Consider the following 25,034-nt stretch of genomic DNA (forward strand, 5'->3'; position numbering starts at 1 on the left):
CCAGCCTCGTGCGCGCCGGCCGGCCGTTGCTCGCCGCCGTCGCGGCCCTCCTCGTGGGGTACACCCTGAGCATCTCGCTCTCGGGCTATTTCGTGTTCTTCGCCGTCTCGGCCGTCACGGCCGCGCTCGCCCTCCTCGGCCTCGGCATCGTGACCGGCTCGGCCGGCATGATCGCGTTGTGCCAGCTGACCTTCGCCGCCGTCGGGGCGTGGGTCGTCTCGCTGTTCAACGTCATGGAGGCCCCCGGCGGCTTCATCGTGTGGCTCATCGCGGGCGGGATCGCCGCGGGCGCCGTGGGGATCCTCGTCGGACTGCCCGCGCTCCGTCTGCGCGGCGTCAACCTCGCCGTCGTCACGCTCGGCTTCGCCGCGGCGGCCGACGTCACACTCCAGCAGATCCAGTTCCCCGGGTCGAAAGACGGCATCCCCGTCGAGCGGCCCGACGCGTTCTCGGACGACCGCGAGTTCTTCTTCTTCAGCGTCATCGTCCTCGTGGTGTGCGCGCTCGGCGTCTTCTGGCTCCAGCGCAGCCGGTGGGGCGCGAGCTGGAAGTCGGTCGCGTTCTCGGAGCGCGGCACGGCGGCCGTCGGGCAGAGCGTCCGCACGGCCAAGCTCACGGCGTTCGCCGTCTCCGCGGCCCTCGCCGGCATCTCCGGGGGACTCCTCGCGGGGCAGGTCCAGCTCCCGTACGCCTCGAGCTTCACCCCGATCCAGTCGCTCGCGCTGTACGTGCTCGCCGTCATGAGCGGCACCCAGCTCATCGACATGGCCGTGTTCGGCGGCATCATGTGGGTCCTCGTGCCCGAGCTCCTCAAGCGCTTCGGCATCCCGCAGGATTGGGGCTTCGTGATCTTCGGCGCGCTCGGCGTCCAGGCCCTCACGAGCGGCACCAACCTCGGCGAGGAGCTCCGCGCCGCGTGGTGGACGCGCCGCGGCAAGGGCACGCACGACGGCGGGGCGTCACCCGCGTCGCCGAGCCCGGCGCCGTCGTCGTCCGCTCCCGCAGGGATCACGCGGGGCGAGCGCCCAGCGGGTGGGCTCGCGCTCGCCGTCGACCATCTCACGGTGCAGTTCGGCGCCCTCAAGGCGCTCGATGACGTGAGCGTCGAAGTGCCCGCGGGAACCGTCATGGGGCTCATCGGGCCGAACGGCGCGGGCAAGTCGACTTTCGTCGACGCGATCTCCGGGTTCCTGCCCCGCGCGACCGGCACGATGCGCCTCGGCGGCACGCACCTCAACGGCCTCTCCCCCACGCACCGCGCGCGGCTCGGGCTGCGCCGCACGTTCCAGCAGGACCGGGTGCCGCCGTCGCTCACAGTCGGCGCCTACGTGCGCTTCGTGGCGCGGCGGCACGTGAGCGACGCCGAGCTCGCCGACGTCCTCGGCTTCTTCGGGTGCCCGCCCGCGGGGACCCGACTCTCGAGCGCGGACATCGGGACGCGGAGGCTCATCGAAGTGGCCGCCAACGTCGCCGCGAAGCCGAGCCTGCTCGTGCTCGACGAGCCGGCCGCCGGCCTCTCCCACGAAGAGCACGTAGCCCTCGGCGAGCGGCTGCGGACGCTGCCCTCGACGTATGGGATGTCCGTGGTGCTCATCGAGCACGACCTCGACCTCGTGCGCGCCGTCTGCAGCCAGCTGACCGTGCTCGACTTCGGCAGGGTCCTCGCGAGCGGGCCGCAGGACGAGGTCCTCGCGAATCCCGCCGTCATCAAGGCCTACATGGGCGAAACGGAGATGCTGTGAGTTCCCTCGTGCTCGACAACGTCACGGTGAGCCGCGGTGCCGGCCCCGTCATCTCGGGCGTCTCGCTCGCCGTCGGTCGCGGCGAGGTGACCGCGCTCGTCGGCCCCAACGGTGCCGGCAAGACGAGCCTGCTCGATGGCATCTCGGGGGTCGTCGGGATCTCGGGCGGACGCATCCTGCTCGACGGCGAGCCCGTCGAGAGGCTCTCCCGTGTGGCGAGGGTCAGGCGCGGCCTCCTGCACATCGAGCAGGGCCGCGCCGTGTTCCCGTCCCTGACCGTACGCGAGAACCTGTCACTGACAGCGCGCACGGGGGCGGACCTGGACGCGGCAATCGGGCGGTTCCCCGAGCTTGAGAAGCGGATCAACTCTCCAGCCGCGCTCCTCTCGGGCGGCGAGCAGCAGATGGTCGTGCTCGCGCGGGCATTCGCCGCGAAGCCGCGGGTCCTGCTCATCGACGAGATGTCGCTCGGGCTCGCGCCCGTCGTCTTCATGCGGCTCCTGCCGTACGTCGAGGAGCTCGCGCAGGCCGGAGCCGGCGTGCTGCTCGTCGAGCAGTTCACGCACCTCGCACTCGGCATCGCGCAGGAGGCCCTCGTCGTGGCGGGCGGCAAGGTGGGCTACCACGGCCCCGCCGCCGCGCTCCGGGACGACTCCGAGCTCCTGCACCGCGCGTACCTCGGCGGCGGGTGACCCACGTCCAGGGGTCACGTCCTGCTCGTGCGCCAACGTTCAAGGGTCACGTCCCGCTGGTTGAACCAACGGAACGTGACCCTTGAACGCGAGGTCACCCACGAAAGGTGACGGATGAACGGGCTCAGCCCGCGGTGACCGCCGCGCCGTCGTTCGAGATCGCGACCATCTCCTCGCGGGAGACGACCTTGACGCGCTCGCGCGCGACGGCGCCCTTGTGCGTCGGGGCCGGCTCGGCCGCGGCGCCGAGCGCCTTCTCGTGCGCGTCGAGGGCGAGCCAGCCCTCCCACGTCGTGTAGTCGACGCCGCGCCCCTCGAGGAGGGCGACGACGGCTGCCTCCTCAGGCTCGACGGCGGACGGCAGCTCCTCGCGGGCGTCGAGGATGTGGCCGATGGTCTCGAGCGCGTCGCCCTTCGTGTGGCCGATGAGGCCCACGGGACCACGCTTGATCCAACCGGTCGTGTAGACGCCCGGCACGAAGGCGCCGTCGGCATCGAGGACACGGCCGCCGTCGTTCGGGACGACGCCGCGGCGGTGATCGAACTCGACGTCGGGAAGCGACGAGCCGAAGTAGCCGATCGCCCGGTAGACGGCCTGGATCGGGTATTCGAGGATCTCACCCGTGCCGCGGACGTTGCCCGTGCCGTCGAGCTCGGTGCGCTCGAAGCGCATGCCAGCCACACGGCCGGGCGTCTCGGCCGAGTCGACGATTTCGACCGGGCTGTGCAGGAAGTGCAGGTGCAGGCGGCGCGACGCCGTGAGCTCGGAGAGCTCCTCGGGCTGCTCGGCGATCCAGTTGGTCAGCGTGCCGACCATGGTCTTGACCTGGTTGTTGCTCTGGATCTCGCGGTCGGAGGCCTCGTCGAACTCGAAGTCCTCGGGGTAGAGGACGATGTCAACGTCGTGCGAGTGCGAGAGCTCGCGGAGCTCGAGCGGGGTGAACTTGACCTGCGCGGGGCCGCGGCGGCCGAACACATGGACGTCCGTGACCGGCGACTCCTTGAGGATCCGGTACACGTTGTCCGGGATCTCGGTCACGAGGAGCTCGTCTGCGTGCTTCGACAGGACGCGCGCGACGTCGAGCGCGACGTTGCCGTTGCCGATGACCGCGATCTCCTTCGCGTCGAGCGGCCACTCGCGCGAGACGTCCGGGTGGCCGTCGTACCACGAGACGAAATCGGCCGCGCCGAACGAGCCCTCGAGCTCGATGCCCGGAATGTTGAGGTCCGCATCCTTGATGGCGCCCGTCGCGAAGATGACGGCGTCGTAGTGGCGCTGGAGGTCCTCAAGCGAGAGGTCCGTGCCGTAGTCGACGTTTCCGAAGAAGCGGATGTCGCCGCGGTCGAGGACCTTGTGCAGGGCGTTCACGATGCCCTTGATGCGCGGGTGATCCGGAGCCACGCCGTAGCGGATGAGGCCGTACGGCGCCGGGTAGCGGTCGAAGAGGTCGATGCTCAGCGTGAGCTCGCCCGAGGCGACCGGCGCGCTCTTCGTGAGGAGGTCCGCGGCGTAGACGCCGGCCGGGCCGGAGCCGACGACGGCGATACGCAACGGCCGTTGCACAGAACCGCGCTCCGCGGTGCCGCGGGCGGGGGCGGGGTTGGTGTTCGACACTGCGGTGTTCCTTCGTTGTGGGTGATCCGTTGCTGCGTAACTGTCGTTTTGACGGCTCATAACGACAGTTACGGAGCAGTCGTTAGGGGTGGGCGTGAAAGGGCTGGTGGGTTCGGAAGTGTGCTGGCGCGTAGGGGGAAACTCTGACGACGTCCCCGATCACGATCACGGCCGGGTTCGCGACGCCGACAGCCGCGGCCTGTTCGGCAATGGTCCCGAGAGTCCCGATCGTGACGCGCTGCTGCGGGGTCCAGCCGCTCTCGACGATCGCGACGGGCGTGCTTGCCGGCAGCCCTCGGTGGCGGAGCTGCTTGACGGAGTGCGCAAGCCGGCGCACGCCCATGAGCAGAATGACGGTGTGGTCGGGCCGGGCAGGGATTTCAGTGAGTTCCTCGTGGCCCGTCACGACGCTGAAGCCCGTCGCGAGCCCGCGGTGGGTGACGGGGATCCCGGCGGCCGCAGGCACCGAAATGGCACTCGTGACTCCTGGCACCACCTCGACGTCCACGCGATGCGCGCGGCAGAACTCGGCCTCCTCGCCGCCGCGGCCGAGCACGTACGGGTCACCGCCCTTGAGCCGCACCACGACGTTCCCGGCCCGCGCCTCGTCGACGAGGATCCGGTTGATCTCGTCCTGCGTCGCGCTGTGAGCGCCGGGGGCCTTCCCGACCTCGATCACGCGGGGCCCGCCCTCGGCAGAGTCGGGAAGCTCCGAGAGCAGCCCGCGCGGCCCGAGCCGGTCCGCGACGACGACGTCCGCCTCCGCGAGCAGCTGGCGGCCGCGCACGGTGATGAGCCCGGAGTCTCCCGGGCCGCCGCCCACGAGCGCGACGCGCCCGGCCCCCGAGCGATGCCGCCGCAGCGGCAGCCGGCCGGTCTGGAGCGCGAGCACGATCGCGTCCTTGAGGGCCTTGGCCCGGAGAGGGTCTCCCCCGGCGTTGACCGCGACCGTCACGTCATCGACGCGTGCGGAAGCAGGCGTCCACGCGGTCGAAGTCTCGTGGTCGGAGGCATTGACGCACCATACGCGGCGCGCCTCGGCGTCGGCGGCGACCCGCGCGTCGACCTCGGCAACACCCGTCGCAGTCTGGGCGAACCAGGCGCCGTCGAGATCCGACGTCGTGTAGTCGCGGCGCACCCACGTGAGGAGGCCAGCGTCCGCGAGGCGAGCGACGTCGTCGCCCGCCTCAGGCGCGACGACGGTGACGACGGCGCCCGCGTCCAGAAGCGCGCGGACCCGGCGCCCCGCAACCCGGCCCGCGCCGACGACGAGGACCGGCTTGCCGAGGAGCCGGAGCGACGTGGGGAACAGGTCGCGGCCGCTCATCGCGAGCCGCCCGCAAGTAGCCCCTGGCGCATCATCTGCTCCCCCCCGCAAGTAGCCCGCGGCGAAGCAACAAGCGCCGCTCGACGGGCCCGAACACAACGAGCTCGACAAGGATCCCGACCGCGAGGATCGCGAGGATCGCACCCATGACGATCCCCATGTCGCTCAGCGTGCGCCCCTGGTCGAGGAGCGAGCCGAGCCCGAAGCCGAGCGAGCCGCCGACGGCGATGATCTCCGCCGCCATGAGCGAGCGCCACGAAAACGCCCAGCCCTGCTTGAGCCCCGCCACGTAGCCGGGCAGCGACGCCGGCAGGATGACCTGGAGCGCGAGTTCGAGCCGCGACGCGCCCAGAACCTTCGCGACCGAACGGTAATGGGGCGGGATCTGGTCGACGCCCGCAATGAGCCCGTTCACGATCGACGGGATCGCGCCCATGAGCACCACGAAGTACACGGTCCCGTCCGTGAGCCCGAACCAGATGATTGCGGCGGGAACCCACGCGACAGATGGGAGCACCTGGAGCCCTGAGACGAGCGGTCCGAACGCGCGGCGCAGCGGCCTGACCTGAGCGAGGAGGAGCCCGAGCGGCGTGCCGACGAGCACCGAGACGACGAAGCCGAGCAGGCCGCGGCCAAGCGAGGTCGCGATGGCCTGCTGTACCTGGCCTTCTTGCCACAGCTGGCCGAGAGTCGCGGCGACGTCCAGCGGGCCGGGCACGAGGTCGTGCCGCTTGAGGCCGAGGGACGCGACGATCTGCCACACGAGGAGGAGGACGACGACGGCGCCAACCGGGAGCAGGACGCGGCTCCAGTCGCGCTGCCGGAGGGAACGCTCGGACTGAAGCTCGTCGAGGCCGGCCTCGAGGGCGCGGAGCTCGTCGGCAGATGCCTCGATCGGCACGGCCACCTCCTCGGGCGCGGGGACTGCGTCGGCTCCCGCCGCCCGCGGGGGACGGTCGAGTTCGGTCACATTACTTGCCATGGCGTCGGATCTCCTCGCGCAGGCGGGTCGTGATGTCCGCCGTCAGGGCGGCGACAGCAGCGGCGTCGTCCTTGACGACGCCGGGCACGTCCCACTCGCTCACCACGCGCCCCGGGCGGGACGAGAGCAGGAGGACGCGCTGCCCGAGGCGCACGGCCTCGCGCACGTTGTGGGTGACAAAAATAATCGTGCGGCCGGTCTCGCGCCAAATGCGCGTGAGCTCCTCGTGGAGGAGGTCCCGGGTGATGGCATCGAGGGCGGCGAACGGCTCGTCCATGAGGAGGACCTCGCGGTCCTGGCTCAGTGCGCGGGCCAGGGCGACGCGCTGGCGCATGCCCCCCGAGAGCTCGTGCGGGCGCTTGTCCGCGGCCTCGCCGAGGTGGACGAGGTCGAGGAGCTCGATTGCGCGGGCGCGCCGCTCGGCCTTCTCGACGCCGCGCAGCTTGAGCGCGAGCTCGACGTTGCCGCGCGCCGTGAGCCACGGGTAGAGCGCGGCGTCCTGGAACATGAACGCGGCGCCATCCGCGGGCACCTCGAGGGCGCCCGCGGACGGCCGCTCGAGGCCCGCGATGATGTTGAGCAGCGTCGACTTGCCGCACCCGGACGCGCCGAGCAGGGCCACGAACTCGCCCGTGCGGATCGTTGCGGTGACGCCGTCAAGGACGGGCGCGCCGTCGCCGAAACGCTTGCCGAGGTTCTCGAGCAGTACCGTCATGCGTGGCTCCTAGTCCTGTCCCAGCCCTGCGGCGCTGACCTTCGCCTGGCCCGAGATCCGGTTGAGGATGCTGAGATCGAAGAGCCCGTGGAGGTCGGCGGGCTTCGTGACGCCCGCGTCGACGCCGTCCTGAAGCAGCTTCGGGTACGTTCCCGCGAGCGGATCGGTGGTGAACGTGATGTTCGCGAGGGCCCGGTCGATGACGTCGCCCGGGAGCTCCTGGCCCGCGGCCGCCTTGAGGCCTGCGTTGACGGCCTGCGCCTTCTCCGCCGGGGTGGCCTTGTTGAGCCAGTCGACGGCGGCGACGTGGCCCTTGAGGAGCGCTTCGACGGTCTGCGGGTGGTCGGCGGCGAACTTCTTGCTCACGATGAGGATCGTCGTCGTGAAGAGGCCCGGCTTGCCGGTCTGCGAGCCGTCCCACAGGTCCTTCTCGTCGACGAGGACCTTGCCGCCCGCCTGCAGCACGAGGCGGGACGCCCACGGCTCGGGCAGCCATGCGCCGTCGAGCTGGCCGTTCTGGAAGAGCTTGAGGGTCTGGGCGTTGTCGGTCGGGTTGATCGTGACGTCGCCGGTGCCATTAGGCGTCGTCTTGAGGCCCTGCTTCGCGAGCCAGGCCCTCAGGGCAACGTCCTGCGTCCCGCCGAGCTGGGGCGTCGCAAGCTTCTTGCCCTTGAGGTCCGCCGCGGAGGAGATCCCAGGCTTGACGACGAGCTGGGCGCCGCCCGCCGCCGCGCCCGCGATGACCGCGACGGACTCGCCGTGGCTCTGGACGAACGAGTTGATGGCGGGGTTCGGCCCGAGGTAGGCGGCGTCGATCGCGCCCGCGTTGAGGGCCTCGATCGCGGCGGGCCCGGCGTTGAAGACCTGGGTCGTGAGGGAGTTCGTTCCGGCGTCTTTGAGGGCCTTCGCGACGAGGCCCTGCCCGACGCCGATAAGCGCCGGGGCGTGCGTGACGTTGCCGAAGTAGCCGAGCTTGAGCTGCGCCGCGGGGGTGCCGGTCTGGGCCGCGGCGGTCTGACCGGGCTGGCTTGCGGCCTGGTTGGCGTTGGCGGTCAGGAACGCGGCGCTCGCCGCGAGGAGGGCGACGACGACGGCGCCGACTCCGATCCACAGGCCGCGGCCACGCTTGGCGCCCTTCGTGTGAGTCTCGGCGGTGATGCGGACGGTCTTCGGCTCGGTCTCGATCTGGGTGTCGGGAGTGGGGCTCTTGCTCATGGGGAGTCCTCGGAATGCTCGCAGGGAAGGGTCGGAAGGTCGGCTGGGCCTAACGACGGGCCCGACATCGGGGCATTCGCCCCATGGCGCGGGTCATGATTCTGCGGAACATGCCTTCCAGCCTAGGGACGGCCTTCCGGCGGCCCAAGGGCCCGGTCATGGTCAGTCACGGTGCGTCACGCAGCGTCACACAGGGTGCACCCCGCGCTACGTCGTTCGCCCGCCCCTGCCGGAAAAGCGCTCATTCGCGGCCTGCTCGATGGTCAGGCCGTCCCCGTTGTCCACGAGGGAGACAAAAAGGGCCAAGGCCGCCTTTCCGAGAATCGACTCGTACGTCTCGTCGTTGACGAGGGGCTCATCGAGGCCCGCGAGCAGCCGCACACAGAGCCCCTCCGAGACCGCCTGGAGGATGATGGTGAACTCCTGCACCGAAAGTCCGCGCCGCAGCGTGAACCCGTAGACCTCGGCTACGCGACCGTACAGGTCGGACCACGAATCTGCGAGCGAGGCGTACATCCGCTTGAGCGCGTCGGAGACGTCGTGATCTGCGGACGCGGAGGCAACCGAGAGCAGCCGGAGGCGATACGCGGGTAGACCGAGAATCAGATGGGCGCCCTCGTAGGCCACGCGGTGCACCGCCGTCGCGAAGTCGGCGCCGCCGCCGAGCAAGGCCTCCGACCACGCGATGAGGGCGTGCTGCACGGAGTGCTGCAGCGTCAGCATGGCGTAGGCGATGAAGTCGTCAAGAAAGTCGTGATGGCTGGGCCAGCGATCACGGAATTTGGCCACCGTCGGCGAGAGGTGCGGAAACTCCACCTGGGCCCGCAGAACGATGCGGGGCCGCGAGAGATAGTCGAAGGTCGGCGGCCCGCTTTCGGGCACGGTGTCCGCGTCCTCGACGAAGAGGAATTCGGACAGCGCGAGCGCCGAGTTCAGAAAGGCACGCGTCAGTTCGGAGTTGGCCAAGCGTGCCCGGTTCTTGGCCTTCACCCGGTTGAGCTTCGTGAGCGTGGCCGAGAGATCGAATTCTTCGAAGTTGTTCCAGGCAGCGTGAGCCGCTGACTCCATAGGTCAAGTAGAGCCCGCGGTCCGTTCCCCGTCACGAGTAGTCGGTACGCGAAGGCCCCGGGCGCCGCGGGCCAAACCTCTTGGCCGGTACGCAAAGGCAGCGGCGCCCGCCACCGCGAGGTGACGGGCGCCGTCGTCGTTCGCCTGGGGCGCGCCGAGCGGGCGCGGGCCTAGATCCAGTACCGCTCGTCCTCCGTGTCGCCCGGGTGGGGGCGCACCATGCCCGCGGCGAGCGTCGAGCCGTCCTGCGGGTCGATCACGAGGAAGGCACCGGTGCGGCGGTGGGCCGCGTACGGCTCGAGCGGGAGCGGAGCGGCGAGCCGGAGCTGGGCCTCGCCGATGTCGTTGAGCTCGAGGCCGTTGGCGGGGGCGACTTCGAAGCTGTCAAGGTCGAGCTTGCCCGTCACCGAGCGCACGAGGGCGCGCACCGTGGACGTCCCGTGCTTCACGAGAACCTTGGCGCCCTCCCGCAGGGGCTTGGTCGAGAGCCAGCACAGCGAGCCGTAGAGGTCCGCGGTGCTCTCGGGCAGCGTCCCGGCGGCGGCAATGGTGTCGCCGCGCGCGACGTCGAACTCGTCCGCGAGGCGCAGCGCGACCGAGAGCGGCGCGGCGGCCTCCTCAAGCGAGCGACCGGCGACGTCGATGCCCACCACCGTCGTCTCGCGAGCGGTCTGGCCCGGGGTCACCACGGAGACGCGGTCACCCACGCGCACGATGCCCTCCGTGACTTGGCCCGCGTACGCGCGGTAGTCGCGGAACTCGCCCTCGTCGAGGCCTGGCGCGAGCGCACCCTGCGGACGGATGACCGTCTGCACCGGGAAGCGGAAGGCCTCCTGGGCGTCGTCGAGCTCGTCCGTGCCGGGCAGGGTCTCGAGCAGCTCGAGCATGGTCGGGCCCGTATACCACGGGGTGCGGTCCGAGCGGTCCACGACGTTGTCGCCGTCGAGCGCCGACACCGGCACGGCAACCGCCTCGCGCAGGCCGAGCTCAGCGGCAACTCGCGCGACATCGGCAGAGATCGCCGAGAAGACAGTCTCGGAGAAGTCCACGAGGTCGATCTTGTTGACCGCGACGACGACGTGCGGCACGCGCAGGAGCGCCGCGACGGAGAGGTGCCGTCGCGTCTGCTCGAGCACGCCCTTGCGCGCGTCGATGAGGAGGACGACGGCGTCGGCCGTGGAAGCCCCCGTCACCGTGTTCTTCGTGTACTGCACGTGGCCCGGGCAGTCCGCGAGGATGAACGTGCGGCGGTCGGTCGCGAAGTAGCGGTACGCGACATCGATCGTGATGCCCTGCTCGCGCTCGGCGCGCAGGCCGTCTGTGAGCAGCGCGAGGTCGAGCCCGCCCTTCTCCCCACCGAAGCCGCGCGCCTCGGAGGTGCGGGCCACGGCGTCGAGCTGGTCGGCGAGGATCGCCTTCGAGTCGTGGAGGAGCCGGCCCACCAGCGTGGACTTGCCGTCGTCGACCGATCCGGCGGTCGCGAACCGGAACAACGTTCCGGAAGGCACAGTGCCCTGTTCGAGGGTTGTTTCGGCAGTCATCAGAAGTACCCGTCCTTCTTGCGGTCTTCCATCGCCGCCTCGGAAATGCGGTCGTCGGCGCGGGTCGCGCCGCGCTCGGTGAGGGTCGAGGCCGCGACCTCGCGCACAACGTCAGAGACGGTGAACGCGTCCGAGAGCACGGCACCCGTGCAGGACATGTCGCCGACCGTGCGGTAGCGCACAGTGCGCACGACGACGTCCTCGTCCGGCCGTGGCAGGCTCACCTCGCCCACGGCGCGCCACATGCCGTCGCGCCGGAACACGTCACGCTCGTGCGCGTAGTAGATGCTCGGCAGCTCGATGCCCTCGCGCTCGATGTAGCGCCAGATGTCGAGCTCGGTCCAGTTGCTGATCGGGAACGCCCGCACGTGCTGGCCCACGGTGTGGCGGCCGTTGTACAGGTTCCACAGCTCGGGGCGCTGGTTGCGCGGGTCCCACTGGCCGAACTCGTCGCGCAGCGAGAGGATGCGCTCCTTGGCGCGGGCCTTGTCCTCGTCGCGGCGGCCGCCGCCGAACACGGCGTCGAACTTGTTGGCCGCGATGGTATCGAGCAGCGGGACGGTCTGCAGCGGGTTGCGCGTGCCGTCGGCGCGCTCCTGGAGCTCGCCGCGATCGATGTACTCCTGCACGGAGCCCACCACGAGCTTGAGGCCCAACCGCGCGACCGTCCGGTCGCGGAAGTCGAGGACCTCGGGGAAGTTGTGGCCCGTGTCCACGTGCAGCACGGGGAACGGGATCTTGCCGGGCCAGAAGGCCTTGGCCGCGAGGTGCAGCATGACGACCGAGTCCTTGCCACCCGAGAACAGCATGGCGGGACGCTCGAACTCCGCAACGACCTCGCGGATGATGTGGATCGACTCGGCCTCGAGCGCGTCGAGGAGCCCGAGGTGGGCAGCTCCGGCTTCCGCGGGCGATGCCGCCCCCGCCCCTTCGCGGGACGGCATTGCCGCAAGCGGCAATCCGTCCCGCTCAGGCAGGCCCGATGCCACTGCCGGGGCGGCATTGCCCGCTCCAGCCTCAGTGGGCACGTCAGCCTCGCTCAGCTCCCCGACCGCGCCGAGGCTCTCGTTGGTGTAGGTGCTCATACGTGGAGTCCGCATTCTGTCTTGTCGGTTCCGGACCAGCGGCCGGCTCGGGGGTCTTCTCCTGGGGCGACGGCGCGAGTGCACGGCGCGCAGCCGATCGAGAGGAACCCCTGGGCAAGGAGAGGGTTGACGGGCAGGATGTTGTCTTCCGAGTACTGGACGAGCTGGTCGAACGTCCACGGCGCGACCGGGTTGACCTTGACGAGGCCGTTCTTCTCGTCAAACGTCACGAGCGGCGTGTTGGTCCGGGTGGGCGCCTCGTCGCGGCGAACGCCCGTGAACCACAGCTCGTAGCCCGCGAGCACTCGCTGCAGCGGCTCAACCTTTCGGAGCGCGCAGCAGCGGGCGGGGTCGCGGGCGAAGAGGTCCTTGCCTTCCGCGGCGTCCTGCTCGGCGACGGTCCGCTTCGGGAGCACGTCCACGATGTTGACGCGCAGGTTCTCGGCGACCTCGTTCCGCGTCTGGTACGTCTCCGGGAAGTGGTACCCGGTGTCGAGGAAGAGGACGTCGACGCCGGGCAGCTGGTCCGCGACGAGCGCGGGCAGCACGGCATCGGCCATCGAACAGGCGACGGCGGTCGCCTCGGTCGCGAAGTTCTTCGCTACCCAGGCGATGACCTCCTCGGCGGAAGCGTCCCAGCCGAGCTCGGCCGCGCCAGCCTCGGCGAGGGCACGAAGCTCCTCCGCGGAACGCTTGGCGGGCTTGCCCGGGTGGGTGGGCGGGTTACCCGAAGACTCTGTGGTCACTGGAGTGCCTCCTCGTCGGCCGCGAGGGCCCATTCGGCAAAGCTCTGGTTCTCGTCGGCGCGGCCCGCGAGGTAGCTCCGCGTGACGCGCTCGACGTAATCCGGAAGGTCCTCGGTCGTCACCTTGAGGCCGCGGACCGTGCGGCCCGTTCCGGCCTCCGAGCGGATCTCGGAGGCGAGGCCGCCGCCGAGGTGCACCTGGAAGCCAGGCGTCTGGCCGCCGTTGCCGTCGGGCAGAAGCTGGCCTTTGAGCCCGATGTCCGCGGTCTGGATACGGGCGCACGAGTTCGGGCAGCCATTGACGTGCAGAGTTAGAGGTTTGAGCAGCTCGTTGGCCCCAGTCTCAGGTGTAAAGCGCTTTTCCAGCTCAGCGACAGCCGCCGTCGCCGTGTCCTTCGTGTCCACGATCGCGAGCTTGCAGAACTCGATGCCCGTGCACGCGATGGTCGAGCGCCGCCACGGGCTCGGGTTCGCGTAGAGTCCGATCTCCTCGAGGCCCGCGACGAGCGACTCGACGCGGCCCTCCTCGATGTCGAGCACGACGATCTTCTGGTGCGGCGTGGTGCGGAGGCGCTGCGATCCGTGGGCCTCGATGAGGTCGGCGAGCTTGAGCAGCACGTCGCCGGACACGCGGCCCACGGTCGGCGTCGCGCCGACGTAGAAGCGGCCGTCCTTCTGGGCGTGCACGCCCACGTGGTCCCCAGGCGTCGTCGGCTTTTCGGCGGCGGGACCGTCGGGAAGGGGGGACTCGAGGTACTCGGTCTCGAGCACCTCGCGGAACTTCTCGGCGCCCCAGTCCTGCACGAGGTACTTGAGGCGCGCGCGGTTGCGCAGGCGGCGGTAGCCGTAGTCACGGAAGATGCTCGTGACGCCGGCCCACACCTCGGCGGCACGCGACGGCTCGACGAACGTACCGAGGCGGACGGCGAGATGCGCCGCCGTCGAGAGCCCGCCGCCGACCCACAGGTCGTAACCCGGGCCGAGCTCGGGGTGGACGACGCCCACGAGGGCGAAGTCGTTGATCTCGTGGACCACGTCCTGGCTCGGGTGGCCCGTAATAGCGGTCTTGTACTTGCGCGGGAGGTTCGCGAAGCTCTCGTCGCCGATGTAGCGGTCCGCGATCTCGCGGATCTGCGGCGTCGGGTCGATGATCTCGTCGGCCGAGATCCCGGCGACAGGGGAACCGAGAATGACGCGCGGCACGTCGCCGCACGCCTCAGTCGTGTGCAGGCCGACGGCCTCGAGGCGCCGCCAGATCTCCGGCACGTTCTCGACCTCGACCCAGTGCAGCTGGATGTTCTGCCGGTCCGTGATGTCCGCGGTGCCGCGCGCGAAGTCGCGTGAGATCTCGCCGATCACGCGGAGCTGCTCAGTCGTGAGCGCACCGCCGTCGATGCGGACGCGCATCATGAAGTAGCGGTCCTCGAGCTCCTCGGGCTCGAGCGTCGCGGTCTTGCCGCCGTCGATCCCGGGCTTGCGCTGCGTGTAGAGGCCCCACCAGCGGAAGCGGCCGTGGAGGTCGGTCGGGTCGATCGAGTCGAACCCGCCCTTCGCGTAGATCGTCTCGATCCGCTCGCGGACGCTCAGGCCGCCGTCTTCCTGCTTCCACACCTCGTTGGCGTTGAGCGGCTCGGTGCCGTCGACCTTCCACTGCCCATTGGGCTTCGAAGAACGCGGGCGGCCCGCCTTCGCAGAGGCACGTTCTGGGCGCGCGAGGGTGGCATCAGTCATGTTTCGAGGGTACGGACCACCCTCGGCGTGTCCCCAGAGAGGGTGCAATGCGATGTCACCGGGGGAAACATTTCTTCGCATTCGCGTCACGGGGAATGCGCGGCGCGTGACCCCCTCAGAGGCGGGCGAGGGCCTCGTCGAAGCGCTCGAGCGCGATCTCCGCGACCTCAGGCGCCGGAAGCAGCGGCGCGGCCACGACGTCCGCCCCCGCCTTCGCGAGCTGGTCGTGGAAGTAGCCCGGCGCGAGGAGGTAGCTCGCCACGACGATCCGCCCGACTTCCTCGGCCCGCAGCTCGCCGACGGCGTCCGGGACGCTCGGTTCCGCGCTCGCGCCGTACGCCGCGAGCACGCGGTTGGGGACGAGGTGCCGCAGCATGTCGGCGAGCCGCTCGACGTCGTCCGCGGCCGCCGGATTGGACGAGCCCGCCGCCGCGAGGACGACGGCGTCTTCCGCGGTCAGCCCCGCCTCGCCGAGCCGCTCGGCGAGGACGCGCGCAAGGCGGGGATCGGGGCCGAGGGGCGCGGCCGCCGTCGTCCGCTCTCGGGACTTGACCGCCCGGCCGATGTCCACCTTGACGTGGTAGCCCACGCTGAGAAGAAGGGGGACGACGACGGCGGGCGCCTCCGCGGGCAGGCCGGCGACGACGTCAGGCAGCTCGGGACCGTGGACGTCGACGTACGCGTCGAGCACCGTCACGTCCGGGCGGGCGGCGCGGAGCTCGTCGACGACCCGCAGAATCGCGGCCTTGCCGTCCGGGTTGCTGGTTCCGTGGGCGCACGCGACGAGGATCGGCTGGGTCATAGTGGGAGCCTACCGGCGGCGGGGATCCGGCGCCGTGCCGATTGGCTAGGATGATCGTGTGAGCGAAATATTCTTGGAGAAGTTCCGCGCGCTTGTCCCCAAGTACCTCGGCGAACCCTGGCAGCTGGGCGACGGGATCTCCGAGAAGGAGCTCGACGAGGCCCTCGAAGAGCACGCATTCACGATCCCCCTCGCGCTGCGCGAGTTCTACCTTGCCCTCGGCGGCTCAGAGCTCATGGAGGCGTACCACTACTTCTGGGACCCCGAGGAGCTCGAGGTCGACGACGAGGGCTTCCTCATGTTCCTCGAAGACGAGGAAGAGCAGTTCACGTGGGGCTTCCGTGCGGGCGACCTCCGCGTCCCGGATCCGATCGTCTACCGGAAGAACAACGCACGCGGCGAGTGGGTCTCCGAGGACGGCACGTTCTCCGAGTTCACGTTCGACATGTTCGAGTGGGTCTTCTCCGAGGACGAGGAACACGTCTAGGCCCTGACCACACGGCGTCACGTCACCAGAGCGACTATTGAAGTCCCCTTATCCCTCGGGAAGTCACCTTCAAGCGAACTTCCCGGAGGATAAGGGGACTTCCCTTTGCGTGCCAGCGGGTTTCACGCTCCCAGCCGCCCAAGATTGGACACGTCTAACAGCTTCCCGAAAAAAGTTGACCGCAATCACTGGACATATGACAGATCTGTCATATGCTTGTTAACGGGTCCACTTCAGCCTCCAGTGGATCCGGGTGCGAACGGAAGAGGGCCCTGGCGAGCGGAATCCGCAAGCCAGGGCCCAGCCGTTTAAGCAGGGGCACACAAAGGGAGATAAGCGCGGTGGCCACAGCAGCTGGGCTGGTCGCCGCGCCTCGCCCTACTACGCCCGGCGATCGACGACGGCGTCCGCGAAGGCCGTGAGCGAGGCCTTCACCACACCGTCGGGCAGGGGACGCAGCGCGGACTTCGCCGCGTCGGCCCACTCGCGGGCAACGCTCCACGACTCGCCCGTGACGGGGTGCGCCGCGAGTGCCGCGACGGCCTCGGCCAGGGCCTCATCCGACGTCAGGTCGCCGTCGACGAGGCGGAGGACGTCGGCAGCGGACTCGTCGCCGCGAGCCGCTGCACGCCGAAGCAGCAGCACGGGCAGGGTGGGCACACCCTCGCGAAGATCCGTCCCGGCCGATTTGCCGGACGTGACCTTGCCGCCGGTCACGTCGATGACGTCGTCGGCGAGCTGGAACGCGACGCCCACGCGCTCGCCATACGCCACGAGCACATCCTCGTACTCCGCTGGCGCGCCCGCGAAGATCGCCCCCATCTGCCCTGAGGCGGCGATGAGCGAGCCGGTCTTGTCGGCGAGCACGGAGAGGTAGTGATCCACGGGATCCTCGTCCTCGCGCGGGCCCACGGTCTCGTGGAGCTGCCCGAGGCACAGGCGCTCGAACGTGCGGGCCTGGATCGAGAGCGCGCGGCCCCCGAGCTCGGAGACGAGGATCGAGGCGCGCGCGAAGATGAGGTCCCCCGTGAGGATCGCGACCGTGTTGCCCCACACCTCGTGGGCGGTGGGCGCACCACGCCGGTACGGCGCGGAGTCCATCACGTCGTCGTGATAGAGGGTCGCGAGGTGCGTGAGCTCGACGACGGCGGCGGCCTGCAGGACCTCGGGCCGCGTCCAGTCGCCGAGGTGCGAGCACAAGAGCGTGAGGAGCGGGCGGATGCGCTTGCCGCCGGCTTCGACGAGGTGCCGGCTCGTCGCATCGGCGAGCGGATCGGAGTTCGCGATGGCCTCGCGCAGGCGCTTCTCGACGCGGGCCATGTTCGTCGTGATCGCAGGGCCCAGCTCCGGGTCTCCCGCGATCGCAGCGAAGCCCGCGGGCAGCTGGATGCCGGCGGCGATGGCCGTCGTGGTCGGGGCCGGCTCCTGTTCGGGGCTCCCGTGTCCCGCACGCGTCCAGCTGTGTTCAGTGTTTGTCACGGGTCAAGCCTAGCTTCGGGTGGGCGGGTGGGTTGAAAGCCGGTGATGTTCGATGTTGCGGGCGTGAGCGACTCGAGCAACCGGATGGCCCGGTCTTCGAGGCTACCGCCGCGCCGTTCGGTGAGGTTCGCGAGCAGGCGGACGACGACGCGCATGAGCGCGGGCAGCGGCATCCCGGTGCGGAGCGCGAGGCGCATGACGGCGGGGCGGCCGATGAGCGCGGCGAACGTCCGGCCGAGCGTGAAGTGGCTCCCCCACTGCTCGCGCACGTAGTCGGCGTAGGCACGCAGGCGACCGTCGACGTCGTCGTCCGCAGGCCGCGCGCGGCCCGACGCCCGCTGGGCTGCTGCGGCGTCCACGAGGAACTGTGCCGCGTAGCGCCCGGACTCCATCGCGTAGCTGATCCCCTCGCCGTTGAACGGGCTCACCATGCCGCCCGCGTCGCCGAGGAGCGCCATGCCGGGCACGACGTGCGGCGTCCGGTTGAAGCCCATCGGCAGCGCGGCCCCGCGGACGGGGCCCACCTGGTTGGCCTCCGTGAAGCCCCATTCCTCGGGCATCCCGGCGGTCCAGTCGCGCAGCACCTGGCGGTAGTCGAGCTTGCCGAACTCCTTCGAGGAGTTGAGGATGCCGAGGCCCACGTTCGAGGTCCCGTCCCCGACGCCGAACACCCAGCCGTAGCCGGGGAGCGGCTTGCCGTCGCGGCCGGGAAGCTCGAGCCAGCCTTCCATCCAGTCATCCTCGTGGCGCGGGCTCCTGAAATACGTGCGGTACGCGACGCCGAGCGGGCGGTCGTCGCGCTTCGTGAGGCCGCGCGAGAGGGCGGCCCGAGTCGAGTTGCCGTCGGCCGCAAGGACGACATCGGCGCGGAACTCCCGCGTCTCCCCCGTCTTCCGGCCGTCCTCATCGAGAAGCTGCGCCCTCGCACCCACGACGCGCCCGCCGTCGTCCGTGAGCACGTCGGTCACGCTGTGGCCCTCGAGGATCCGCGCCCCGGCCCCCTCGGCGTGGCGCGCGAGCGCCTCGTCGAAGCCCAAGCGGGTGCGGATGAGCCCATACGCGGGAAACTCGCCGCCCTCGGGCCAGGGAAGCTCGAGCGTGCGCCCGCCCGCGATGAACCGCAGGCCGCGGTTGCGCCGCCAGCCATCCGCCTCGGCATGCGGCAGGCCGAGGAGCTGGATCTCGCGCACCGCACGCGGCGTGAGGCCATCGCCGCAGACCTTCTCGCGCGGGAAGCGCGTCTTCTCGAGCACCGTCACGGGCACGCCCGACCGCGCGAGGTAATGCGCCGCAGTCGAGCCGGCGGGGCCGGCTCCGACGATGAGAACCTGCATCAGGGCGCGCCGTCAGCCCGCCGCCCGGCGCGCGCGCCGGATCTTCCCGACCGGGCCCGAGTGCACAGGCGCCTGGCCGGGCTTCGTCGCGCGGTGGACGGCGACGATGCCGCCCGAGAGGTTGCGGTACGCGACGCTCTCCCACCCCGCGTCGGCGAGCCACGCCGCGAGATGGTCCTGGTCCGGCCACGCCCGGATCGACTCGGCGAGGTAGATGTATGCGTCCGGGTTGGACGACGCGCGGCGGGCCACTTCGGGGAGCGCCCGCATGAGGTACTCGAGGTACATCGTGCGCCAGAGGGGGTTGACCGGAGACGAGAATTCGGCGATCACGAGCTTCCCGCCCGGCTTCGTGACGCGCAGCATCTCGCGGAGCGCGGCGTGCGGGTCCGTGACATTGCGCAGGCCGAAGGAGATCGTCGCGGCGTCGAACGCGTTGTCGGCGAACGGGAGGTTCGTTGCGTCTCCGGCGACAAAGTCGATGTCGGGGCGGCGCCGCTTCCCGACGCGCAGCATGCCGAGGGAGAAGTCGCACGCGACCACTTCGATGCCCGCGTCGGCGTACGGCTCGGCGGAGGTCCCGGTCCCTGCAGCGAGGTCGAGCACGCGCTGGCCGGGCTTCGCGCCGACGGCGTCGAACACCACCTTGCGCCAGCGGCGCGTCTGCCCCAGCGAGAGGATGTCGTTGACGACGTCGTAGCGAGGCGCGACGTCGTCGAACATGCTCGCGACTTCCTCGGGGAGCTTGTCGAGTGATGCCCTCTTGCCTGTGCTGGTCACCCTGCCCATTCTGCCAAACTTCCGCTGCCGCTCAGGACGCACCCACCGCACCCGCCGCGGGCCGCTCTCAGAACTTCAGGAGCACCTTGGACGAGCCCGTGCTGCGATCCCCCGCGACGCGGAACGCCTCGGCGGCCTCCTCGACGGGGAACTCGTGGGTGAGGATCGGCTCGACGTCGAGGCCGTCGGCGAGATACTCGAGCGCGGTCGAGATCTCGTCGACGAAGCGGAACGTGCCGCGGTAGTCGATCTCGCGGAACACGAGCTCGGCGAGCGAGACCTCGAGCTTGCCCGCGGGGAGGTTGCCGACCTGGACCACGATGCCGCCGCGCTTGACGGCGCGGAGCACGCTCGTGACGGCGGGCGGGGCGCCGGAGGCCTCGAACACGACGTCGGTCGCGGGCAGCTCGCCGCCCTCGGCGAGGTTGACGACGTCGTGCGCGCCCATCCGGCGGGCGACGTCGAGCGATCCGGCAGCGAGGTCGCTCGCCACGACGCGGGCCGCGCCGGCCTTCCGGGCAGCCGCGACGACGAGGACGCCGATCGGGCCGGCGCCGTTGACGAGGACGGTCTTCCCCGCCACCGAGCCGGCCCGGTTGACGGCGTGGATCGCGACGCCGAGCGGTTCGGCGACGGCCGCGAGGCGCGTGCTCACGCCGTCGGGAACGGCGCGGAGCTGCCTCGCGGGGATCACGCTGAGGCCCGCGAACGCGCCCTCGGTGTGGGGGTGGTACGCGGCCGAGCCGAGGTAGCGGACGGACTCGCACAGGTTGGGACGGCCCGATGTGCAGAACTCGCACTCGCCGCACACGGTCGCGGGATGGATCGTGACCGCCTGCCCAACCTCGAAGCCCGTGACCTCGGAACCGAGGCCGGCAATCCGCCCCGCGACCTCGTGGCCGAGGACCATGGGCTCACGCAGGATGCTCAACCCCGCTGCGCCGTGCTTGACGTAGTGGAGGTCGCTGCCGCAGATGCCGCCGTATTCGACCGCGACGAGGGCGTCGCGGGGGCCGAGCTTGCCGGGTTCGGCTGGATCGAGGCGCAGGTCACCGGCTGCGTGGACGACGACGGCAAGGCTCACGGGGGCTTCCTCCTTGAAGGGTGGGGTTGATTCCATTCAAACACTCCACGCTGAACAGTGTCCAGAGTGTTGAACAGCATAGGGGACCGCGCGCGCGTACTCTTGATCCATCATGAGCTCCCGTTTGCGCGCCCTCACCCTTGATCTGGGCCCTGTAGATCCTGGCGCGGGCGGCACACACTTCCCCCACGGCGGGCTCGCAGGCGCGCTCGAGCACCCGGACGCGCTGTGCTGGATCCGGCGCGGCGAGGGTCATGTGGGCTTCGGGGACGCAGCCCGGTTCACGGCGAAGGGCCCCGACCGCTTCATCGAGGCCGAGGCGTGGTGGAAGCAGCTCCTCCTCGACGCGGACGTCGAGGACGAGGTCCGCCACCCGGGGACCGGCCCGCTCGCATTCGGCTCGTTCGCCTTCTCCCGGATCTCCGCCTACGAGTCGCGGCTCATCGTGCCCGAGCTCGTCGTCGGCGTCCGCGAGGGTCGCGCCTGGGCCACCCAGCTCACGGCCGACGGCAGCCGGCCCACGCGCGAGAGCCTGCGCGCCGCCGTCGGCCACTGGACCGCGCCGCGTTCCGCCGCCGGCAGTTCCTCCGCGGGCAAGCCCGGGGCCGCCAACGGCACGCACCTCGCGGTGCGGCCGGGGAGCCTCGGCGAGCAGCGCTGGATGGCCGCGGTCGCGTCCGGGGTGCGGCACATCCGCGCGGGCGAGCTCGAGAAGCTGGTCCTCGCGCGCGACGTCGTGGTCGAGGACGACGGCGGGATCCCCCGAGCGCTCGTGCTGCGGCGCCTCGCGTCGGCGTACCGGGACTGCTGGGTCTACGGGGTCGACGGGCTCGTCGGCGCGACGCCCGAAATGCTCATCCAGGTCGAGGGGCGCACTGCGCAGGCGCGCGTGCTCGCGGGCACGCTCGACCGCCGCGACGCCGACGGCGCGGGCCCCGGCTACGCGGAGCGCGTCCTCGCAGGGTCCCCGAAGCAGCGGCACGAGCACCAGATCGCGATCGAATCCCTCACGACCGCGCTAGAACCATTCGCCGAGGCGCTCAACGCCCACGACGAGCCGTTCATCCTCGAGCTCCCGAACGTCTTCCACCTCGCCTCGGATGTCAAGGCCGAGCTCGCCGAGATCGAGGGCCACGTTCCGACCCCGCTCGCGCTCGTCAACGCGCTCCACCCCACGGCCGCGGTGTGCGGAACGCCCACTCAGGTCGCGGGCGAGCTCATCCGCGAGCTCGAGGAACTCGACCGCGGCCCGTACGCGGGGCCGGTCGGTTGGCTCGACGGCGCGGGGAACGGGGAGTTCGGGATCGCGCTGCGCGGCGGCGTGATCGAAGGGACGACGGCGGCGCGCCTCTATGCGGGCTGCGGCATCGTGGATGGGTCGTCGCCGGAGTCCGAGCTCGCCGAGACCTGGGCCAAATTCCGGCCCATGCTCGAGGCGCTAGGAGTCGAGCGCTAAGCGCGCCTTCTGCCGCCCTGGCCGGGCGGCTCGTCCGGCATGCCAGATCGACGTGTCCGGGATCTCAGACTCTTGCGCCGGAAGCGGGCTTGCACTTCCCCTCGATTCGTTGTCCAATGGTGAAACTAAAGTTGCATGTGACGAACATCTCATCGGGGCGGGGGCAGCCACTAGGATGGATGTCGCTTTAGCACCTGATTGCCAGTACCTCCAAGCAAGGGACGACATATGACTTTCACCACGAAGCTTGCCGTAAAGAGCGCTGTGGTACTTGCGGCAAGCGCACTTGCGCTCACCGCCTGCACGAACGCCTCCGAGACGGGCGGCGGCGCACAGCCGAGCGGCTCCGGATCCGCGGGCGCCAGCTTCGATCCCAGCTCGGTCAAGAAGGACGACTCGCTCGCTTCGCAGGTGCCTGCCGCGATCAAGTCGAAGGGCACGCTCACGGTCGGCTCGGACACGACGTACGCCCCGGCCGAGTTCCTGGGTGGCTCCGACAACCACACCCCGATGGGCTACGACGTCGACCTCGCGAAGGCAATCGGCGCGACGCTCGGCCTCAAGGTCGACGTCGAGACGGCGGAATTCACGGGCATCCTCCCCGCGCTCGGGCCGAAGTACGACCTCGGCATCAGCTCGTTCACCATCACGAAGGAGCGGCTCGGCGCGGTGAACTTCGTGAGCTACTTCAACGCGGGCGTCTCGTGGGCGGTGCAGAAGGGGAACCCCAAGAAGTTCTCCGTCGACGACGTGTGCGGCAAGTCCGTCGGCGTCCAGACCGGAACGACCGAGGCGGACGAGGTCAAGGCCCTCAGCGACAAGTGCACCGCGGGCGGGAAGAAGGCTGTCGACATCGTCTCCCTCGACAAGCAGACCGACCTCAACACACGCCTCGTCAACGGCGCCCTCGACGCGATGTCCGCCGACTCGCCCGTGATCAGCTACGCGATCACGCAGACCAACGGCGCGGTCGAGAAGATCGGCGACACGACCGAGGTCGCGCCCGAAGGCATCGCCATCGCGAAGGGCGATACCGCCCTCGCAGACCTTATCCAGAAGACGGTGACCAAGCTCATCGCCGACGGCACCTACAAGAAGATCCTCGACACGTGGAACAACTCCGAAGGCGCCGTCACCAAGGCTGAGCTCAACCCGTCCGTCTCCTCGTGAATGTCATGACCACTCATCGCGCGGAAACCGCTGAAACCGCGAAGCAGGGCGGCGCACCGGAACTGATCAAGGCAGTTCCGGTCCGCCACCCCGGCCGCTGGGTTGCGGCCGCTGTCATCCTCATCCTCGTGGCTCTGGCCGTCCAGAGCCTCGCGACCAACCCCCGCTTCGGCTGGGGCACGGTCGCCGCTTACATCCTCGACGTCAACGTCTTCCGGGGCGTGGGCTGGACGCTCCTGCTGACGGTCCTGTCAATGGTGCTCGCGATCATCCTCGCGGTCATCCTCTCGTTCATGCGCGAGTCGGACAACCCGATCCTGCGCTGGTCGTCGTGGTTCTGGGTGTGGTTCTTCCGCGGCACTCCGGTCTACACCCAGCTGCTCTTCTGGGGCCTCGTAACCGTGCTGTACCCGAGCATCTCCCTCGGCATCCCGTTCGGTCCCGAGCTGCTCAACGTCGTCCTGAGCGACCCGTCGAAGGGCTTCGTGCCCGCTGTGCTGGGCTTGGGCCTCAACGAATCCGCGTACCTCGCCGAGATCTTCCGGGCGGGACTCAAGTCCGTGGACAAGGGCCAGATCGAGGCCGCCGAGGCACTCGGCATGCGCGGAACGAAGATCATGTGGCGCATCGTGCTCCCGCAGGCGATGCGCGTCATCGTTCCCCCGACGGGCAACGAGACCATCGGCATGCTCAAGACGACCTCGCTCGTCCTCGCGGTGCCGTTCACCCTTGACCTGACGTTCGTCACGAACGCCCTGGCCAACCGCACGTACCAGCCCATCCCGCTGCTCATCGTCGCGGCCTTCTGGTACCTGCTCGTCACGAGCATCCTCATGGTCGGCCAGCACTACATCGAGAAGTACTACGGCAAGGGCGTGGACAACCTCGTCGCGGCCGCCGTCAACCCCGCAGCGGCCAAGGCCGCCGCCGCAGGACTCGGCCCCGCGGCCGAGACCATGCCGGGCGGGCCCACCGTGGCCGGCGAGACCGTCGAGGAGAGTGGCCGATGAGCGCCGCAGCCCAAACCAGCCCGAATAACCAGCCCATGCCCTCCGTCTCGCCGTCCCTGGCCGGAGCCCGGGACCTCGTGCGGATCGAGGGGGTGCACAAGTACTTCGGCGAGCACCACGTGCTGCGCGGGATCGACATGACGGTCAAGCAGGGCGAGGTCGCGGTCCTCATCGGCCCCTCGGGGTCGGGCAAGTCCACCCTGCTGCGCTGCATCAACCACCTCGAGACCATCAGCGCCGGCCGGGTGTGGGTCAACGACGAACTCATCGGCTACCGCGAACGCGGCGGCAAGCTCCACGAGCTGCACGTGAAGGAGATCGCCGCCCAGCGCCGCAACATCGGCATGGTCTTCCAGCGCTTCAACCTCTTCGGCCACAAGACCGCCCTCGAGAACGTCATCGAGGCCCCCATCCAGGTCAACGGCCAGGACAAGGCCGCGGCCAAGAAGCGTGCCGGGGAGCTCCTCGACATGGTCGGGCTCGGCTCGCGCATGCACCACTACCCCGCCTAGCTCTCGGGCGGCCAGCAGCAGCGCGTCGCGATCGCCCGGGCCCTGGCCATGGACCCCGACCTCATGCTCTTCGACGAGCCCACCAGCGCTCTGGACCCCGAGCTCGTCGGCGACGTCCTGAACGTCATGAAGGACCTCGCCCGGACGGGCATGACCATGATCGTCGTCACCCACGAGATCGGCTTCGCCCGCGAGGTCGGGGACACCCTGACCTTCATGGACGGCGGCGTCGTCGTCGAATCCGGCAACCCCCGCGACGTCATCGCCAACCCCCAGCACGAGCGCACCAAGAGCTTCCTCAGCAAGGTGCTCTGAACGCCAGGCCGCTCATCAGGCGAGACCTGGCCACGCAACGCACGAGAGGTGGCCACGCATCGGGAAATCCCCGACGCGTGGCCACCTCTGTTCGTACCCGTGGCCACCTCTCGCCCCACCCGTGGCCACCTCTCGCCCCACCCGTGG

General features: G+C 70.1%; 21 protein-coding genes and 1 pseudogene. 7 read left to right on the top strand and 15 right to left on the bottom strand.

Translation table 11 applies throughout. The features are described 5' to 3' along the window. Nucleotides 1-8: 8 nt before the first annotated feature. Both SPF06_RS02690 and SPF06_RS02695 read left to right on the top strand, forming a co-directional pair. Nucleotides 9-1,742 (top strand): branched-chain amino acid ABC transporter ATP-binding protein/permease, encoded by a 1,734-nt coding sequence (locus tag SPF06_RS02690; RefSeq protein ID WP_323277372.1) that lies wholly within the window; start codon nt 9-11, stop codon nt 1,740-1,742. Further along, complete coding sequence (locus tag SPF06_RS02695; protein ID WP_323277373.1) at nt 1,739-2,434, top strand: ABC transporter ATP-binding protein; 696 nt, start codon at nt 1,739-1,741, stop codon at nt 2,432-2,434. Before SPF06_RS02690 ends, SPF06_RS02695 begins: the two co-directional genes overlap by 4 nt. Nucleotides 2,435-2,558: 124 nt before the next feature. Here the strand turns inward: SPF06_RS02695 and SPF06_RS02700 are convergent, their stop codons facing one another. The 11 genes from SPF06_RS02700 to SPF06_RS02750 form a co-directional block, all read right to left on the bottom strand. Then, on the bottom strand, nt 2,559-4,109 hold the full coding sequence (locus SPF06_RS02700) for an FAD-dependent oxidoreductase (RefSeq protein WP_428985682.1): 1,551 nt from the start codon (nt 4,107-4,109) through the stop codon (nt 2,559-2,561). A 22-nt stretch (nt 4,110-4,131) separates the two neighbouring features. Continuing rightward, nucleotides 4,132-5,376: a uroporphyrinogen-III C-methyltransferase gene (gene cobA / locus SPF06_RS02705; protein WP_323277375.1), complete on the bottom strand. Its 1,245-nt coding sequence runs from the start codon at nt 5,374-5,376 to the stop codon at nt 4,132-4,134. Nucleotides 5,377-5,407: 31 nt separating this feature from the next. Then, nucleotides 5,408-6,358, bottom strand: a complete 951-nt coding sequence (locus tag SPF06_RS02710) for an ABC transporter permease (protein WP_323277376.1) — start codon at nt 6,356-6,358, stop codon at nt 5,408-5,410. Then, a complete protein-coding gene (locus SPF06_RS02715; RefSeq protein WP_323277377.1) occupies nt 6,348-7,073 on the bottom strand; it encodes an ABC transporter ATP-binding protein in 726 nt (241 codons plus the stop codon). The genes SPF06_RS02710 and SPF06_RS02715 overlap by 11 nt, the downstream gene beginning before the upstream one ends. Nucleotides 7,074-7,082: 9 nt before the next feature. Continuing rightward, on the bottom strand, nt 7,083-8,288 hold the full coding sequence (locus SPF06_RS02720) for an ABC transporter substrate-binding protein (protein WP_323277378.1): 1,206 nt from the start codon (nt 8,286-8,288) through the stop codon (nt 7,083-7,085). A gap of 207 nt (nt 8,289-8,495) precedes the next feature. Then, the gene (locus SPF06_RS02725; RefSeq protein ID WP_323277379.1) at nt 8,496-9,356 is read right to left on the bottom strand and encodes a hypothetical protein; all 861 of its coding nucleotides are present in this window, start codon (nt 9,354-9,356) and stop codon (nt 8,496-8,498) included. Nucleotides 9,357-9,526: 170 nt separating this feature from the next. After that, nucleotides 9,527-10,897: a sulfate adenylyltransferase subunit 1 gene (locus SPF06_RS02730; RefSeq protein ID WP_323277380.1), complete on the bottom strand. Its 1,371-nt coding sequence runs from the start codon at nt 10,895-10,897 to the stop codon at nt 9,527-9,529. Further along, nucleotides 10,897-11,841 carry a sulfate adenylyltransferase subunit CysD gene (cysD, locus tag SPF06_RS02735; RefSeq protein WP_428985701.1) on the bottom strand — a complete coding sequence of 315 codons (945 nt, stop codon included), beginning with the start codon at nt 11,839-11,841 and terminating at the stop codon, nt 10,897-10,899. The genes SPF06_RS02730 and cysD overlap by 1 nt, the downstream gene beginning before the upstream one ends. A gap of 137 nt (nt 11,842-11,978) precedes the next feature. Continuing rightward, nucleotides 11,979-12,761 (bottom strand): phosphoadenylyl-sulfate reductase, encoded by a 783-nt coding sequence (locus tag SPF06_RS02740; protein ID WP_428985683.1) that lies wholly within the window; start codon nt 12,759-12,761, stop codon nt 11,979-11,981. Continuing rightward, nucleotides 12,725-14,458 (bottom strand): nitrite/sulfite reductase, encoded by a 1,734-nt coding sequence (locus SPF06_RS02745; RefSeq protein WP_323277383.1) that lies wholly within the window; start codon nt 14,456-14,458, stop codon nt 12,725-12,727. Before SPF06_RS02745 ends, SPF06_RS02740 begins: the two co-directional genes overlap by 37 nt. 115 nt (nt 14,459-14,573) lie before the next feature. Then, nucleotides 14,574-15,260 (bottom strand): sirohydrochlorin chelatase, encoded by a 687-nt coding sequence (locus SPF06_RS02750; RefSeq protein WP_323277384.1) that lies wholly within the window; start codon nt 15,258-15,260, stop codon nt 14,574-14,576. 58 nt (nt 15,261-15,318) lie between these two features. Here SPF06_RS02750 and SPF06_RS02755 point away from each other — a divergent pair, with 58 nt between their 5' ends. Further along, nucleotides 15,319-15,747 (top strand): SMI1/KNR4 family protein, encoded by a 429-nt coding sequence (locus SPF06_RS02755; RefSeq protein ID WP_323277385.1) that lies wholly within the window; start codon nt 15,319-15,321, stop codon nt 15,745-15,747. Between the two features lie 381 nt (nt 15,748-16,128). Here the strand turns inward: SPF06_RS02755 and SPF06_RS02760 are convergent, their stop codons facing one another. The 4 genes from SPF06_RS02760 to SPF06_RS02775 form a co-directional block, all read right to left on the bottom strand. Next, complete coding sequence (locus SPF06_RS02760; RefSeq protein WP_323277386.1) at nt 16,129-17,226, bottom strand: polyprenyl synthetase family protein; 1,098 nt, start codon at nt 17,224-17,226, stop codon at nt 16,129-16,131. Continuing rightward, a complete protein-coding gene (locus tag SPF06_RS02765; RefSeq protein ID WP_323277387.1) occupies nt 17,223-18,560 on the bottom strand; it encodes a geranylgeranyl reductase family protein in 1,338 nt (445 codons plus the stop codon). Before SPF06_RS02765 ends, SPF06_RS02760 begins: the two co-directional genes overlap by 4 nt. A gap of 12 nt (nt 18,561-18,572) precedes the next feature. Then, nucleotides 18,573-19,340, bottom strand: a complete 768-nt coding sequence (locus SPF06_RS02770) for a demethylmenaquinone methyltransferase (RefSeq protein WP_323277388.1) — start codon at nt 19,338-19,340, stop codon at nt 18,573-18,575. A 67-nt stretch (nt 19,341-19,407) separates the two neighbouring features. Next, nucleotides 19,408-20,460 carry an L-idonate 5-dehydrogenase gene (locus tag SPF06_RS02775; RefSeq protein WP_323277389.1) on the bottom strand — a complete coding sequence of 351 codons (1,053 nt, stop codon included), beginning with the start codon at nt 20,458-20,460 and terminating at the stop codon, nt 19,408-19,410. A gap of 76 nt (nt 20,461-20,536) precedes the next feature. Here SPF06_RS02775 and SPF06_RS02780 point away from each other — a divergent pair, with 76 nt between their 5' ends. The 4 genes and pseudogenes from SPF06_RS02780 to SPF06_RS02795 all read left to right on the top strand — a co-directional run bounded on the left by SPF06_RS02780 (nt 20,537) and on the right by SPF06_RS02795 (nt 24,887). Next, nucleotides 20,537-21,880 (top strand): isochorismate synthase, encoded by a 1,344-nt coding sequence (locus SPF06_RS02780; RefSeq protein ID WP_323277390.1) that lies wholly within the window; start codon nt 20,537-20,539, stop codon nt 21,878-21,880. A 228-nt stretch (nt 21,881-22,108) separates the two neighbouring features. After that, the gene (locus tag SPF06_RS02785) at nt 22,109-23,050 is read left to right on the top strand and encodes an ABC transporter substrate-binding protein (RefSeq protein ID WP_323277391.1); all 942 of its coding nucleotides are present in this window, start codon (nt 22,109-22,111) and stop codon (nt 23,048-23,050) included. A 5-nt stretch (nt 23,051-23,055) separates the two neighbouring features. Then, nucleotides 23,056-24,060, top strand: a complete 1,005-nt coding sequence (locus tag SPF06_RS02790) for an amino acid ABC transporter permease (RefSeq protein ID WP_323277392.1) — start codon at nt 23,056-23,058, stop codon at nt 24,058-24,060. 35 nt (nt 24,061-24,095) lie between these two features. After that, nucleotides 24,096-24,887 (top strand): annotated as a pseudogene (locus SPF06_RS02795) (amino acid ABC transporter ATP-binding protein). The last annotated feature ends 147 nt before the right edge of the window (nt 24,888-25,034 follow it).

It is taken from the genome of Sinomonas terricola, from assembly GCF_034931225.1.
Classification (GTDB): domain Bacteria; phylum Actinomycetota; class Actinomycetes; order Actinomycetales; family Micrococcaceae; genus Sinomonas; species Sinomonas terricola.

What these genes read in the sequence shown, in the direction of transcription:
- cysD (WP_428985701.1), bottom strand. Translation starts at nt 11,841, where the DNA reads ATGCCGTCCCGCGAAGGGGCGGGGGCGGCATCGCCCGCGGAAGCCGGA.
- SPF06_RS02750 (WP_323277384.1), bottom strand. Translation starts at nt 15,260, where the DNA reads ATGACCCAGCCGATCCTCGTCGCGTGCGCCCACGGAACCAGCAACCCG.
- SPF06_RS02775 (WP_323277389.1), bottom strand. Translation starts at nt 20,460, where the DNA reads ATGGAATCAACCCCACCCTTCAAGGAGGAAGCCCCCGTGAGCCTTGCC.
- SPF06_RS02700 (WP_428985682.1), bottom strand. Translation starts at nt 4,109, where the DNA reads ATGAGCCGTCAAAACGACAGTTACGCAGCAACGGATCACCCACAACGA.
- SPF06_RS02790 (WP_323277392.1), top strand. Translation starts at nt 23,056, where the DNA reads ATGACCACTCATCGCGCGGAAACCGCTGAAACCGCGAAGCAGGGCGGC.
- SPF06_RS02720 (WP_323277378.1), bottom strand. Translation starts at nt 8,288, where the DNA reads ATGAGCAAGAGCCCCACTCCCGACACCCAGATCGAGACCGAGCCGAAG.
- SPF06_RS02780 (WP_323277390.1), top strand. Translation starts at nt 20,537, where the DNA reads ATGAGCTCCCGTTTGCGCGCCCTCACCCTTGATCTGGGCCCTGTAGAT.
- cobA (WP_323277375.1), bottom strand. Translation starts at nt 5,376, where the DNA reads ATGAGCGGCCGCGACCTGTTCCCCACGTCGCTCCGGCTCCTCGGCAAG.
- SPF06_RS02730 (WP_323277380.1), bottom strand. Translation starts at nt 10,897, where the DNA reads ATGACTGCCGAAACAACCCTCGAACAGGGCACTGTGCCTTCCGGAACG.
- SPF06_RS02765 (WP_323277387.1), bottom strand. Translation starts at nt 18,560, where the DNA reads ATGCAGGTTCTCATCGTCGGAGCCGGCCCCGCCGGCTCGACTGCGGCG.
- SPF06_RS02740 (WP_428985683.1), bottom strand. Translation starts at nt 12,761, where the DNA reads ATGGGCCCTCGCGGCCGACGAGGAGGCACTCCAGTGACCACAGAGTCT.
- SPF06_RS02715 (WP_323277377.1), bottom strand. Translation starts at nt 7,073, where the DNA reads ATGACGGTACTGCTCGAGAACCTCGGCAAGCGTTTCGGCGACGGCGCG.
- SPF06_RS02785 (WP_323277391.1), top strand. Translation starts at nt 22,109, where the DNA reads ATGACTTTCACCACGAAGCTTGCCGTAAAGAGCGCTGTGGTACTTGCG.
- SPF06_RS02725 (WP_323277379.1), bottom strand. Translation starts at nt 9,356, where the DNA reads ATGGAGTCAGCGGCTCACGCTGCCTGGAACAACTTCGAAGAATTCGAT.
- SPF06_RS02710 (WP_323277376.1), bottom strand. Translation starts at nt 6,358, where the DNA reads ATGGCAAGTAATGTGACCGAACTCGACCGTCCCCCGCGGGCGGCGGGA.
- SPF06_RS02745 (WP_323277383.1), bottom strand. Translation starts at nt 14,458, where the DNA reads ATGACTGATGCCACCCTCGCGCGCCCAGAACGTGCCTCTGCGAAGGCG.